The sequence below is a fragment of the Rugamonas sp. GW822-FHT03B10 genome (genome assembly GCF_058801745.1).
In genome coordinates, this window is sequence record NZ_JBXANP010000006.1 from 304,677 (window position 1) to 317,040 (window position 12,364).

General features: G+C 65.4%; 12 protein-coding genes and 1 other RNA gene. 2 read left to right on the top strand and 11 right to left on the bottom strand.

All coding sequences use genetic code 11. The annotated features are described in order from the left end of the window. Nucleotides 1-15: 15 nt before the first annotated feature. The 7 genes from AC1RQG_RS12920 to ubiD form a co-directional block, all read right to left on the bottom strand. On the bottom strand, nt 16-1,239 hold the full coding sequence (locus tag AC1RQG_RS12920; RefSeq protein ID WP_493131879.1) for a CaiB/BaiF CoA transferase family protein: 1,224 nt from the start codon (nt 1,237-1,239) through the stop codon (nt 16-18). A gap of 19 nt (nt 1,240-1,258) precedes the next feature. Continuing rightward, nucleotides 1,259-1,849, bottom strand: coding sequence for a recombination mediator RecR (recR, locus tag AC1RQG_RS12925; protein ID WP_493131881.1), 591 nt, complete (start codon nt 1,847-1,849; stop codon nt 1,259-1,261). Nucleotides 1,850-1,864: 15 nt separating this feature from the next. After that, nucleotides 1,865-2,155: a YciI family protein gene (locus AC1RQG_RS12930; protein WP_493131883.1), complete on the bottom strand. Its 291-nt coding sequence runs from the start codon at nt 2,153-2,155 to the stop codon at nt 1,865-1,867. 14 nt (nt 2,156-2,169) lie between these two features. Further along, nucleotides 2,170-2,496, bottom strand: a complete 327-nt coding sequence (locus tag AC1RQG_RS12935; protein WP_493131885.1) for a YbaB/EbfC family nucleoid-associated protein — start codon at nt 2,494-2,496, stop codon at nt 2,170-2,172. A 38-nt stretch (nt 2,497-2,534) separates the two neighbouring features. Beyond that, nucleotides 2,535-5,279, bottom strand: a complete 2,745-nt coding sequence (dnaX, locus tag AC1RQG_RS12940) for a DNA polymerase III subunit gamma/tau (RefSeq protein WP_493131887.1) — start codon at nt 5,277-5,279, stop codon at nt 2,535-2,537. 104 nt (nt 5,280-5,383) lie between these two features. After that, nucleotides 5,384-5,482, bottom strand: an RNA gene (gene ffs, locus AC1RQG_RS12945) — signal recognition particle sRNA small type. 56 nt (nt 5,483-5,538) lie between these two features. Then, complete coding sequence (ubiD, locus tag AC1RQG_RS12950) at nt 5,539-7,023, bottom strand: 4-hydroxy-3-polyprenylbenzoate decarboxylase (protein WP_493131889.1); 1,485 nt, start codon at nt 7,021-7,023, stop codon at nt 5,539-5,541. Nucleotides 7,024-7,495: 472 nt separating this feature from the next. On the opposite strand from ubiD, the gene AC1RQG_RS12955 reads away from it, so the two are divergent. Then, a complete protein-coding gene (locus tag AC1RQG_RS12955; protein WP_493131891.1) occupies nt 7,496-8,392 on the top strand; it encodes a transglycosylase SLT domain-containing protein in 897 nt (298 codons plus the stop codon). 298 nt (nt 8,393-8,690) lie between these two features. Here AC1RQG_RS12955 and nusB read toward each other — a convergent pair whose 3' ends face one another. From nusB to AC1RQG_RS12975, 4 genes are all read right to left on the bottom strand, one after another. Next, a complete protein-coding gene (gene nusB / locus AC1RQG_RS12960; RefSeq protein ID WP_493131893.1) occupies nt 8,691-9,161 on the bottom strand; it encodes a transcription antitermination factor NusB in 471 nt (156 codons plus the stop codon). 91 nt (nt 9,162-9,252) lie between these two features. Further along, nucleotides 9,253-9,741 carry a 6,7-dimethyl-8-ribityllumazine synthase gene (gene ribH, locus AC1RQG_RS12965; RefSeq protein ID WP_493131895.1) on the bottom strand — a complete coding sequence of 163 codons (489 nt, stop codon included), beginning with the start codon at nt 9,739-9,741 and terminating at the stop codon, nt 9,253-9,255. Between the two features lie 39 nt (nt 9,742-9,780). After that, on the bottom strand, nt 9,781-10,893 hold the full coding sequence (gene ribBA / locus AC1RQG_RS12970; protein ID WP_493131897.1) for a bifunctional 3,4-dihydroxy-2-butanone-4-phosphate synthase/GTP cyclohydrolase II: 1,113 nt from the start codon (nt 10,891-10,893) through the stop codon (nt 9,781-9,783). 139 nt (nt 10,894-11,032) lie between these two features. Further along, nucleotides 11,033-11,386 carry a YkgJ family cysteine cluster protein gene (locus AC1RQG_RS12975; RefSeq protein ID WP_493131899.1) on the bottom strand — a complete coding sequence of 118 codons (354 nt, stop codon included), beginning with the start codon at nt 11,384-11,386 and terminating at the stop codon, nt 11,033-11,035. 112 nt (nt 11,387-11,498) lie between these two features. On the opposite strand from AC1RQG_RS12975, the gene AC1RQG_RS12980 reads away from it, so the two are divergent. Further along, complete coding sequence (locus AC1RQG_RS12980) at nt 11,499-12,362, top strand: fused MFS/spermidine synthase (RefSeq protein WP_493131901.1); 864 nt, start codon at nt 11,499-11,501, stop codon at nt 12,360-12,362. The last annotated feature ends 2 nt before the right edge of the window (nt 12,363-12,364 follow it).

Below are 12,364 nucleotides of genomic sequence, written 5' to 3' on the forward strand. Positions count from 1 at the left end.
GCCTAACCCACCAGCTTACAACACCTTGTCCTGCCTGAACGCGGCGATCTGCTGCTCGCTGTAGCCCAGCGCTGCCAGCACCTCGTCGTTGTGCTGGCCCAGCGCTGGCCCCATCCACTTGGTGTGGCCCGGCGTGGCCGACAGCTTGGGCGAGATGGCCGGCAGCTTGACCGGCGTGCCGTCCGGGAAATGATGCTGCTCGAACATATCGCGCGCGAGGAATTGCGGGTCGCTCATCATGTCGCGCACCGAATAGATCTTGCTGGACGGGACGTCGGCCGCCTTCAGCACGGCCAGCGCGCCGTCGATGTCCTGGGTGTCGCACCACGACTGGATGGCGTGGTCGATCTCGGCCGTGCGCGGCACCCGGCCGTCGTTGCGGGCCAGTTGCGGGTCGCCGGCCAGGTCGATGCGGCCGATGGCCAGCATCAGGCGCTTGAAGATGGCGTCGCCATTGCCGGCGATGACGATATTGTCGCCGTCGCGCGTGGTGTAGGTGTTCGACGGCACGATGCCGGGCAGCGCGCCGCCGGTGCGCTCGCGGATCACGCCGGCCTGGTCGTATTCGGGCACCAGCGATTCCATCAGGTTGAACACGGACTCGTACAGCGCCACGTCCACCATCTGGCCCTCGCCGCGTTCGCGCCCGCCGGTGGCGTCGCGGTGGCGCAGCGCCATCATGGCGCCGATCACGCCGTGCAGCGCGGCCACCGAGTCGCCGATCGAGATGCCCACGCGCAGCGGCGGACGGTCCGGGAAGCCGGACACGTAACGCAGCCCGCCCATCGATTCGCCGACGGCGCCGAAACCGGGCAGATCCTTCATGGGTCCGGTCTGGCCGAAGCCCGACAGCCGCACCATGATGGTGGCCGGGTTGACGGCCTTGAGCTGCTCGTAGCCGAGATCCCACTTCTCCAGCACGCCGGGCCGGTAGTTCTCGATGATGATGTCGGCCTCCAGCGCCAGCTGGCGCGCGATGGCGCGGCCGCGCTCATCCTTCATGTTGAGCGTGACGCTTTTCTTGTTGCGCGCCTGCACCGACCACCACAGCGACGTGCCATCCTTGAGCACGCGCCACTGGCGGATCGGGTCGCCGCCGTCGGGCGCTTCGATCTTGATCACCTCGGCGCCGAATTCGGCCAGCATGCGGGCGCAGAACGGCCCCGCGATCAGGGTGCCCAGTTCCAGGACTTTGATGCCGGCCAGCGGCCCGGCCAGATTCGGTGCGGATGTCGTCATGAGGTCGTTTATGGTGGGATCAGGTGCTGCGGCGGTCCAGCATGGCGCGCGCGATGGTGCCGGCGTCGACATATTCGAGCTCGCCGCCGACGGGCACGCCGCGCGCCAGCCGGCTCACTTTGAGGCCGCGCGCCTTCAGCATTTCGCTGATGTAGTGCGCGGTGGCCTCGCCTTCGTTGGTGAAATTGGTGGCCAGCACCACTTCGCCGACCACGCCATCGTTGGCGCGCGCCACCAGCTTTTCCAGGTGGATGTCCTTGGGGCCGATGCCGTCCAGCGGCGAGAGCCGGCCCATCAGCACGAAGTACAAGCCCTTGTAGGTCAGCGTCTGCTCGATCATCAGCTGGTCGGCCGGCGTCTCCACCACGCACAGCAGGCGGCGGTCGCGCTGCTCGTCGTCGCACATGTCGCACACCTCCTCCTCGGTGAAGGTGTTGCACAGCGCGCAGTGGTGCACGGCCTCCACCGCCTGGTGCAGGGCGCGCGACAGCATGTCGGCCCCCTCGCGGTCGTGCTGCAACAGGTGGAACGCCATGCGCTGGGCCGACTTGGGGCCGATGCCCGGCAGACGGCGCAACGCTTCCGTCAGGAATTCAAGCGACTTGGACATGACTTGGACCTGCGCTCACGCCTGGCGGTACGCGCTCAGGGCATCGACCGTCATGGTGGGGATGAATTCCGTGATCTGGTAACTGGCCACGCCGGCCTCGTTGAACGGATCGAGTTCGATCACGGCCTCGATGTCGGCCCGGCTGTCGGCCGTGGCCAGGATCACGCCGCCGGTGCGCGGCACCAGCCGGCCCGACATGAGGAAGGTGCCATTGGCATACTGCTCACGCAAGAATTCGCGGTGCGCGCCAAGCAGCGCATCGATCTGATCGGCCGGCTTCAAATACGTGAGCGTGATGATGAACATGGCGGTGAGGACACTTAGAACGGCATCTTGAAACCGGCCGGCAGGTTCATGCCCGATGTCAGGCCGCCCATTTTCTCGGCGGACGTCGCCTCGGCCTTGCGCACGGCGTCGTTGAAGGCGGCGGCCACCAGGTCTTCCAGCATGTCCTTGTCGTCGGCCAGCAGCGACGGGTCGATCGAGACGCGCTTGACGTCGTTCTTGCAGGTCATCACGACCTTCACCAGGCCGGCGCCGGACTGGCCTTCCACTTCGATCAGGGCCAGTTGTTCCTGGGCCTTCTTCATGTTGTCCTGCATCGCTTGCGCCTGCTTCATCAGGCCGGCCAGTTGATTCTTCATCATGGTGGTGTACTCCGTCAATTAAGGGATGTTGGATTGGTTCAGTTCGCGGCCGGCGCCGATTGCGGCGGCGGCACGATGGAGCCCGGCACCACGAAGGCGCCGAACTCGCGGATCATGCTGTTCACAAAGGGATCGTTGGCGACCGTCTCCTCGGCGGCGCGCTGGCACGCCTCGCGGAACGCCTGCGCCTCCGCGCTGGCCGTGTACCAGGCCGGGCCCAGTTCCGCGTCCACGCGCACGGCGCGGCCGAAGCGCTCGCCCAGCGCCACCGTCAGTTTCTCCACGTTGGCCGGCGTGCGCCACGTTTCGATCGGCACCTTGAGCTTGAACACGGCGGCGTTGCCGTCGATGGTGCAGCTGACCAGTTCAGCCTGCATGGCCAGTTGCTGGGCCACGCCCCGCAGCGGCAAAGCGGCGGCCACGGCCGGCCAGTTGCCGTCCCAGTCCAGTTCCGGCACCGGCGTGATCACATAGGCGTACGGCGCCTTGGCCGGTGGCGGCGCGGGACGTGCCGTTGGCGCAGGCGACGGCTGGCCGCCGTGCGCGCTGGCGGCGGCCATCGCGCCGGCATCGGCCGGCGCGCTCATGGCCACGGCCGTGTCGTCGGAAAACTCGGTCACCCACGGCGGCAGATCGTCTTCGGGATCGGCCTGCTTGGGCGCGGGCGGCGCGTATTGTTGCGGCGCCGGTTGCGCATATTGTTGCGGCGCGATTTGCGCCGAGGGCTGCTGAGGACGCGGTGCCGCTTGCTGCGGCGCGACCTGGCGTACCGGCGCTTCCAGCACGGCCATGCCGGCATCGCCCGCCATCGCTGGCGGCATGTCTTCCCACGGCGCGGGGCCGCGTGCGACGGACGCTGGCGCGCCGGACGTCATTCCGCCAGCCTGTGGCGCGCTCATCGCGGCGGATGCCGATGGAGCGGGCGGTGCCTGCGGCGCGACAGCCGCTGGTGCGGATGATGCCGATGATGCAAACCCCGCTGGTGCAGAAGGTGCGGATGGTGCGAAGCCCGCTGGCGCAGATGGTGCCGATGGTGCGAAAGCCGCCGGTACGGACGCCGCTGGCGCGGCCACAACCGGCGCTGCGGCGAACGCAGCGGGTGCAGCCGGCGCCGCTGCGGGAGCAGCCGGTGCTGCGGCAGGTGGCAGCGGACGGCTGCCCCCGGTGGCCGACTTGCTCGCGGCCCGCGCCGCTTCGAGCGCGGCATTGATGGCGGCGCGCGCGGGGCTGACCGCCGCGTTCGATGCCGTCGCAGCCGCTGGCGGCATGGCGGCAGCAGGTGCGGGTGCGGGTCCGGCTGCCGGTGCGGGTGCCGGTGACGGCGCAGCAGGCGTTGCGGCGACAGCAGGTGCGGCGACGCCGTACGCGCCAGCTGCGGCAGCGGGAGCGGGAGAGGCGGCGGCAGCAGCAGGCACAGCGGTGGCAGGATTAACGAATTCTGCGCGCGCGGCGACGGGCTGCGGCGTGGTAGACGAAGCGGGACTATCGGCGCGTGCCATGGCGGCGGCCGCGCCAGCGACCACGGCGGCCGGGGTCACGCTGGCATGACTGACGGTGACGTGCGCGGCCGCGCGCGCGGCGGGCGAAGCCGGTGCCGCAGGCGCGGCGGCGGCGCGTGCAGCGGCCACGGCGGCCGGACGCGACATGGCGGGCGCTGCGACAGGCACACCCTCGGCGCCACCTACGCCGGGCCGAAAGGCCAGCATGCGCAGCAGCGTCATCGAGAAGCCCGCGTACTCGTCCGGCGCCAGGCCCAGTTCATTGCGGCCGTGGACGGCGATCTGGTAGAACAGCTGCACCTCCTCCGCGTCGAAGGCGGCGGCCAGGCGCGTGATGTCGGCGTACTCGGGCAGGTCCTGCGGCAGCGCGGCCGGCACCGTCTGCGCCAGCGCGATCCGGTGCAGCAAGGTGCCCAGGTCCTGCAGGGCGCCGTTGTAGGACAGGCTGCGGGTGGCCATCTCGTCGGCCACGGCCAGCAGGTCGGCGCCGTCCTGCCTGGCTAGCGCGTCGAGCAGACGCACCAGATAGGACTGGTCGAGCGCGCCCAGCATGCCCTGCACGGCCTCCAGCGTCACCTCGCCGGCCGCGTAGGCGATGGCCTGGTCGGTCAGCGACAGCGCGTCGCGCATGGAACCGTGGGCGCCCTGCGCCAGCAGGCGCAAGGCCGGCTGTTCAAAACTGATGCCCTCCTGGCCCAGGATGTTGTCCAAGTGGCTGATGATGTGGCCCGGCGGCATCTGCTTGAGGTTGAACTGCAGGCAGCGCGACAACACGGTCACGGGGATCTTTTGCGGGTCGGTCGTAGCCAGGATGAACTTGACGTGCTCGGGCGGTTCCTCCAGCGTCTTCAGCATGGAGTTGAAGGCGTGGTTGGTCAGCATGTGCACTTCGTCGATCATGTAGACCTTGAAGCGGGCGTTGGTCGGCGCGTACACGGCCTGTTCCAGCAACTGCGCCATTTCATCGACGCCACGGTTGGACGCCGCATCCATCTCTATATAGTCGACGAAGCGGCCGGCGTCGATCGCCGTGCACGCCTCGCACACGCCGCACGGGGTGGCGGTGATGCCGCCGTTGCCGTCCGGGCCGATGCAATTGAGCGACTTGGCCAGGATGCGCGACAGCGTGGTCTTGCCCACGCCACGGGTGCCGGTGAACAGATAGGCATGGTGCAGGCGGCCGCTGTGCAAGGCGTGCGTGAGCGCGCGCACGACGTGCTCCTGGCCGACGAGCGTTTCGAAGTTCCGGGGACGGTATTTACGGGCGAGGACTTGATAGGACATGCTGGGATTTTACCGTAGATAGCTGGGGTGCGGGTCAGTCCGGCGCCGGAAACAGAAAAAGCTGCCGGGGCAGCTTTTTTTGTTGGCGTACAGTGAAGTACGAAGGAGGCGAGCCTGATCTGCGGCACTTATGGTTAACGGCCGTGGCTGCTTCGTTCCCGACCTGACCAGGTTAGCCATGCCACAATGCGCAGGGGCCCGCCAGCCGCCATTATAACCGACGCCGCACCTTCGTGGGAAGCGATGGCGATTTCCTGTCTTATAAGCCGAGCTGCTGCCAGATATCGTCCACCCGCGCCTTCACGGCCGGCGTCATGGTGATGGTCGTGCCCCACTCGCGGCTGGTCTCGCCCGGCCACTTGTTGGTGGCGTCGATGCCCATCTTGCTGCCCAGGCCGCTCACGGGCGAGGCGAAGTCCAGGTAGTCGATCGGCGTGTTGTCGACCAGCGTCGTGTCGCGGGTCGGATCGACGCGCGTGGTGATGGCCCAGATCACTTCCTTCCAGTCGCGGATATTGACGTCCTCGTCCACCACCACGATGAACTTGGTATACATGAACTGGCGCAGGAAGCTCCACACGCCGAACATCACGCGCTTGGCGTGGCCCGCGTACTGCTTGCGGATCTGCACCACGGCCATGCGGTAGCTGCACCCTTCCGGCGGCAGATAGAAGTCCGTGATCTCGGTGAACTGCTTTTGCAGCAGCGGCACGAACACCTCGTTCAGCGCCAGGCCCAGCACGGCCGGCTCGTCGGGCGGCTTGCCCGTGTAGGTCGAGTGGTAAATCGGATCGCGGCGCATCGTGATGCGGTCGATCGTGAACACGGGGAAGGAATCCTGCTCATTGTAATAGCCGGTGTGGTCGCCGTACGGCCCCTCCAGCGCATGCTCGTAGCCGGACGGGTGGTTCTCATCCGGATAGATATGGCCTTCGAGCACGATCTCGGCGGACGCCGGCACGCGCAGTTCGCTGCCGATGGCCTTGACCAGTTCGGTTCGGCTGCCGCGCAGCAAACCCGCGAACTGGTATTCGGACAGGCTGTCGGGCACGGGCGTGACGGCGCCCAGGATGGTGGCCGGGTCCGCACCCAGCGCCACGCAGACCGGGTACGGCTTGCCCTTGCTCTGGATCGCGTGCTCGCGGAAGTCCAGCGCCCCGCCCCGGTGGGCCAGCCAGCGCATGATGACCTTGTTCGGCCCCAGCACCTGCTGGCGATAGATGCCCAGGTTCTGGCGCTTCTTGTTCGGCCCCTTGGTGATCACCAGCCCCCACGTGATGAGGGGCGCCACGTCGCCCGGCCAGCAGTGCTGGATCGGCAGGCGGCCCAGATCCACATCGGCGCCCTCCCACACGATCTCCTGGCACGGCGCGCCGCGCAGCTCCTTGGGCGACATGTCCCACACGGCCTTGACCAGCGAGCCCAGGCCCAGCAGATCCTTGAAGTCGCGCGGCGGCTCCGGCTCCTTCAGACGCGCCAGCACATGGCCGATCTTGCGCAACTCACCGATATCCTCGGCGCCCATGCCGAGTGCCACGCGGCGCGTGGTGCCGAACAAATTACCAAGCACCGGCATGCTGTGGCCGGTCGGATTCTGGAACAGCAAGGCCGGTCCGCCGGCCCGTAAAGTACGGTCGCAGACCTCCGTCATCTCCAATATCGGCGAAACGGGTACGGAAACAGGCCTAAGTTCGCCTATTTGTTGAAGCTGAGAAATAAAATCTCGTAGATCCGAATATTTCATGACTTTTTAATTTTTTTTGACTGTGAACCACATTGTTCAAAAATTCAGGGCAAGTGGTTGATTTTATTGGTTTTCCGCTTAATGCAAGCAAAAAAGTAAGATTTATAAGTTATAAGAGACGAGTTCGTTAGTATTGACGTGATATAAAACGGCTTCTACAATTTGCCCTACTTGATGAGGACACGGCCCACTGGCTCGATTTAGTTGTCACTCAATCATTCACGGAGTCGGGGCTCCACATGACATTTTAAGGAGTGTTTTCAAAAGGCGTCTGCCTTACCCCCGAAAAAAGTTGTATTGCCACTGATTGAATACCACAGGGAAAGATCAGCTCAAGCAAGCAATGACGGCGTCCAACGCGCGCTCCCAGCGGCGACGGACGAGGCTATTTCTGATGCACGGCATTAGCGATTCCACGGCTGCGTTCAACGCGGCGGGGGAGCGCTCGTTACGGACATTTCAGGGGAATTCTATGACTAATCGTATTACTGCGGCAACGAAGATTGCCCGACAACTGGCCAGCCAGCCAGCCGCGTGGTTCGCCACGACGCGCGTATCGGCACGTGGTGTACTCACCACCGCACAACACTCTTTGACGGTATTAGGTATCTCGGCCCTGGTGGTCGTCGCTGTTTTGTTCGCACGTCCCGAACTGGCCAAACAACTGAGCCAGAGCTTCCTGCAAGAACCGGCGCCCGAAGTGGCCGTCGTCACCGCCCCGCCGCTGTCCGCACTGATGGAAGTGCCGGCCGCCGCCCCCGTGGTCAACAACGCGCCGCTGACGGCCGAGGAAAAGGCCCTGCTGGGCACGAAGAAGCAACAACAATGGGTGACGTCCTGGCTGTCCAAGCGCTACCGCGTGGCCGGCGACGCCGCCAACATGCTGGTCTCGACGGCTTACCTGACGGCCCGTGAAATCAAGCTGGACCCGCTGCTGATCCTCGCCGTGATGGCCATCGAATCGGGCCTCAACCCGTTCGCGGAAAGCCCGGTCGGCGCGCAGGGCCTGATGCAGGTGATGTCGAAAGTGCACCACGACAAGTTCCAGGAAATGGGCGGCGTGCAGGCGGCGCTGAACCCGGTGGCCAACATCCGCGTCGGCTCGCTGATCCTGAAGGACTACGTGACCCGTGGCGGCTCGGTGGAAGCCGGCCTGAAGACCTACGTGGGCGCCGCCGCCTTCGAGACGGACGACGGCTACGGTTCGCGCGTTCTGGCCGAGTACAACCGCCTCAAGCAAGTTTCGGCCGGCAAGAAAGTGCCGACCTTCACGCCGATGCTGGCCGCCGCGCCAGCGGCGCCGAAAGACCCGGCCGTGGCCAGCAACGACAAGATCGGCAAGTCCGACCAGCAGATCGCCGGCTTGTAATCGCCCGCCCTGCCCCGCAGCATCCGAAGCCACCGTTCAGGTGGCTTTTTTTTCGGTTTTAAAAAGCGGGGGCGTGCCCACTGCCGCCAAGTTAAGCCCCCCGCCCCCCGTCATTCCCGCGCAGGCGGGAATCCAGGCATTGTCTGAATTCCCTCCATACACCGACTGAATTAACGCAAGCAAATACACAGCGCACACGTCCTATGGGTACCCGGCGGGTACGACGGCAGCGCATGAAAAAAGCCACCGCAGGTCGCCCTGGGGTGGCTTTTTTGGCTGACGGGCTGGCCCGCGCCGCTTAGCGCTTCTTGTCGGCAGCCACTTCGTCGGGACGGATCTTGGCGGCCAGCTTGTCCAGCACGCCATTCACGTATTTGTGGCCGTCGATGCCGCCGAACGATTTGGTCAGCTCGACCGCTTCGTTGATGACGACGCGGTACGGGATCTCCAGGTTGTTCTTCAGCTCGAACGCGCCGATCAGCAGCACGGCGTGCTCGACGGGCGACAGTTCGGCGACGCCGCGGTCGACCAGCGGCGCGAACGTTTCGCGCAGCGCCACGGAATCCTTGATCGCGCCGTACAGCAAGGCGCTGAAATGGTCGCCATCGGCCTTGTCGAAGCCGTGCGCGCCGCGGATGTTGTTGACCACGGTGGTCGCGTCTTCATTGTTCAGCAGCCACTGATACAAACCCTGCAACGCAAACTCGCGCGCGCGGTGGCGCGGCGTACGATTCTTGCTGGGGTTGGCGTGCAAAGTTTTCTCTGTCATGGTTTCCTACCTGTTCTCACTACATATTTACACTACAAATGCGACTACCAACGCGGCCGCGCCCGCTTGTGACAGGCGCGGCACGCCGATCTTACTCTTCGTCGTCGCCGTCCTGGTTCAGTTCTTCCAGCGCGATGGTCAGGTTGGCCATCTCGACGGCCACGCGGGCCGCGTCGGCGCCCTTGACGGCCATGCGCACTTCGGCCTGCTCGTCGTTCTCGGTGGTCAGCACGGCGTTGGCGATGGGGATGCCATAGTCGAGGCCGATGCGCGTGATGCCGGCGCCCGATTCGTTCGACACCAGTTCGAAGTGGTAGGTCTCGCCACGGATCACGGCGCCCAGCGCGATCAGCGCGTCGAACTGCTGCGATTCCGCCATCTTTTGCAGGATCAGCGGGATTTCCAGCGCGCCCGGCACGGTCACGTGCAGCACGTCCTCGTCGGCGACGCCCAGGTGCTTGAGCTCAGCCAGGCAGGCCGACAGCAGGCCGTGGCACACGTCCTCATTGAAACGGGCCTGGACGATACCGACGCGCAAACCTTCTCCGGACATATTGGATTCGTAGCTACCTACGGTCATGGCATACCTCTTCTTGATGTTGGGTGATTGTCTGGGATGTTACTGCTGCGGCTTGCTCATGTAGCCCGTCACTTCCAGGTTGAAGCCTGTCATCGACGGCATCTTGCGCGGACTGGCCAGCAACTGCATCTTGCACACGCCGAGCTCACGCAGGATCTGCGCGCCGATACCGTAGCTGCGCAGGTCCATGCTGGCGGCGCGGCCCTTCGGTTTGGTCTCCGGTTTGTCCAGCGCGGCGAACTGGGCGAACAGCTGGTCGGCCGTTTCCTCGCAGTTCAGCAGCACGATCACGCCACGGTCGGCGGCCTTGATGGCGGCCAGCGAGGACGGGATGTTCCACGAGTGGGTGGTCGCTTCCGATTCCAGCAGGTCCAGGATGGACACGGGCTGGTGCACGCGCACCAGCGCTTCCTTGTCCGGCGCCATTTCGCCATGCACCAGCGCCAGGTGGGCCGAGCCGCTCGGCTTGTCGCGGAAGGCGATCATGCGGAAGCTGCCCTGGGCCGTGTGCAACGGACGCTCGGCGATGCGCTCGACCAGGCTTTCATTCTGGCTGCGGTAGTGGATCAGGTCGGCGATGGTGCCGATCTTCAGGCCGTGCTCGCGGGCGAATTCCAGCAGGTCGGGCAGGCGCGCCATGGTGCCGTCGTCCTTCATGATCTCGCAGATCACGGAAGCCGGGGTCAGGCCGGCCATGGCCGTCAGGTCGCAACCGGCTTCCGTATGGCCGGCGCGCATCAGCACGCCGCCTTTTTGCGCTTTCAGCGGGAAGATGTGGCCTGGCTGCACGATGTCGCTCGGCTGGGTGTTCTTGGCCACGGCCACCTGGATGGTCTTGGCGCGGTCGGCGGCGGAAATGCCGGTCGTCACGCCTTCGGCCGCCTCGATCGAGACGGTGAAGTTGGTGCCGAAGGCGGTGCCGTTGCGGGTCGACATCATCGACAGGTTCAGCTGGTCGCAGCGTTCCTCGGTCAGGGTCAGGCAGACCAGGCCGCGCGCATGCTTGACCATGAAGTTGATCGCTTCCGGGGTGACGAAATCGGCGGCGAGCACCAGGTCGCCCTCGTTTTCGCGGTCTTCTTCATCCACCAGTATCACCATGCGGCCAGCGCGCAGTTCGGCGACGATTTCTTCGGTGCTGGAAATTGACATTTTTAATCCTTAGTAGCTGAGCAAGAACTTTTCTTAACCTGCTATTTTAAAGGATTTTGGCCCCACCCACCGGCCAAAGCTGGCTTTTATCCTGCATCACCACTCTAATTTTCGCATTCCGGGCCGGCTTTCCCGGCCCTCACACGAGCGCCTGGCGGGTCTGGCGCAAAAACGCGTGCACTTGCGCCTCGACGGCCGGTTCCACCATCGTTTGCGGGCGCCGCCCGTGCGGACATGGCAGGCTGGGCGTGGTGCCGAACAGGCGGCAGATCAGCGGCCGCTCGGCATAGGCGCCGCAGCCGGACGGCTGCAAATGCGGGCAACTCCAGTCGGCCAGCGCGCGCGCGCGCACTTCGGCGCTGCGCTCGGGCAGGCGCGCCATCTCCTCGCTGGACGCGGTGACGGGGCCGCAGCAGTCATGGCAGCCCGGCACGCACTCGAAGGCCGGGATGCGGCGGCGCAGGAAACGCAAGGTGTAGACGCGGTCGCTCATGGCTGGCGGCAATCAAAAATCATTATCATCCAATGATAATAGGAGCATCATAAAAAGAAGGTAAAATGATACTCCGACGATCACCAGAGCGGCCTGCCGAAGTATCCCATCCATGCAAAATCCACAGAGCGACGACGAAATCACCCTGCCACCCCGCTTTGAAGACGCCATCGCCGACAGCGGCGGTTTGCCGTTCACCTTCGATTACGGCGACATGCGCACGCTGCACTTCGACGAACGGTTCATCCAGAGCGCGATGCGGATCTCCCAGCCCGACGAGCTGCTGCTCAGCTACACGCGCGCCATGATGGGCTTCCTGCTGTTCCAGCCGCGCCCGCGCCACATCCTCATGATCGGCCTGGGCGGCGGTTCGCTGGCCAAATACTGCTACCGCCACCTGCCCGACAGCCGCATCACCGTGGTGGAGCTCGATCCGGCCATTATCGCCCTGCGCGGCCGTTTCCACGTGCCCGACAACGATGCGCGCTTTGAGGTGGTGCAGGCGGACGCGGTCGACTACGTGGCCGCGCTGCGCGAGCCGGTCGACATCATCATCCACGACGGTTACGGCCCGGACGGCCTGCCCGCCCCGCTCGGCAGCACGCCGTTCTACCGCCAATGCCGCAAGGCGCTGGCGCCGGGCGGCGTGCTGGTGTCGAACCTGTGGGGGGAGGACCTGGACTTGCTGCCGGCCATGCAACGGCTGCACAGCGTGTTCGACGCGCAGCTATGGTGGTGCAACGCCCAGTATTGCCTGAACCGCATCGTGTTCTCGTGCAAGGATTTCGACGCCGACGCGTTCCAGTCCACGCTGGCCCAGCGCGCCGTGCGCCAGGAGCTGCACCATGGCGAACTGGGCCTGTGCCAGCTGGCGCAGAACTTGTCCACCTCGGCCGGCCGCAGCCAGGCCGATTTCGAAGCCATCGCCGGCAACAACATGTACGCCGCCTACATGGGCGGCCACGCCGCCGGCTGAGC

Bases quoted from the DNA above. Each gene is read 5' to 3' on its own strand.
- AC1RQG_RS12920 (WP_493131879.1), bottom strand. From the start codon at position 1,239: ATGACGACATCCGCACCGAATCTGGCCGGGCCGCTGGCCGGCATCAAA.
- AC1RQG_RS12980 (WP_493131901.1), top strand. From the start codon at position 11,499: ATGCAAAATCCACAGAGCGACGACGAAATCACCCTGCCACCCCGCTTT.
- AC1RQG_RS12955 (WP_493131891.1), top strand. From the start codon at position 7,496: ATGACTAATCGTATTACTGCGGCAACGAAGATTGCCCGACAACTGGCC.
- nusB (WP_493131893.1), bottom strand. From the start codon at position 9,161: ATGACAGAGAAAACTTTGCACGCCAACCCCAGCAAGAATCGTACGCCG.
- AC1RQG_RS12975 (WP_493131899.1), bottom strand. From the start codon at position 11,386: ATGAGCGACCGCGTCTACACCTTGCGTTTCCTGCGCCGCCGCATCCCG.
- ribH (WP_493131895.1), bottom strand. From the start codon at position 9,741: ATGACCGTAGGTAGCTACGAATCCAATATGTCCGGAGAAGGTTTGCGC.
- AC1RQG_RS12930 (WP_493131883.1), bottom strand. From the start codon at position 2,155: ATGTTCATCATCACGCTCACGTATTTGAAGCCGGCCGATCAGATCGAT.
- recR (WP_493131881.1), bottom strand. From the start codon at position 1,849: ATGTCCAAGTCGCTTGAATTCCTGACGGAAGCGTTGCGCCGTCTGCCG.
- ubiD (WP_493131889.1), bottom strand. From the start codon at position 7,023: ATGAAATATTCGGATCTACGAGATTTTATTTCTCAGCTTCAACAAATA.
- AC1RQG_RS12935 (WP_493131885.1), bottom strand. From the start codon at position 2,496: ATGATGAAGAATCAACTGGCCGGCCTGATGAAGCAGGCGCAAGCGATG.
- dnaX (WP_493131887.1), bottom strand. From the start codon at position 5,279: ATGTCCTATCAAGTCCTCGCCCGTAAATACCGTCCCCGGAACTTCGAA.
- ribBA (WP_493131897.1), bottom strand. From the start codon at position 10,893: ATGTCAATTTCCAGCACCGAAGAAATCGTCGCCGAACTGCGCGCTGGC.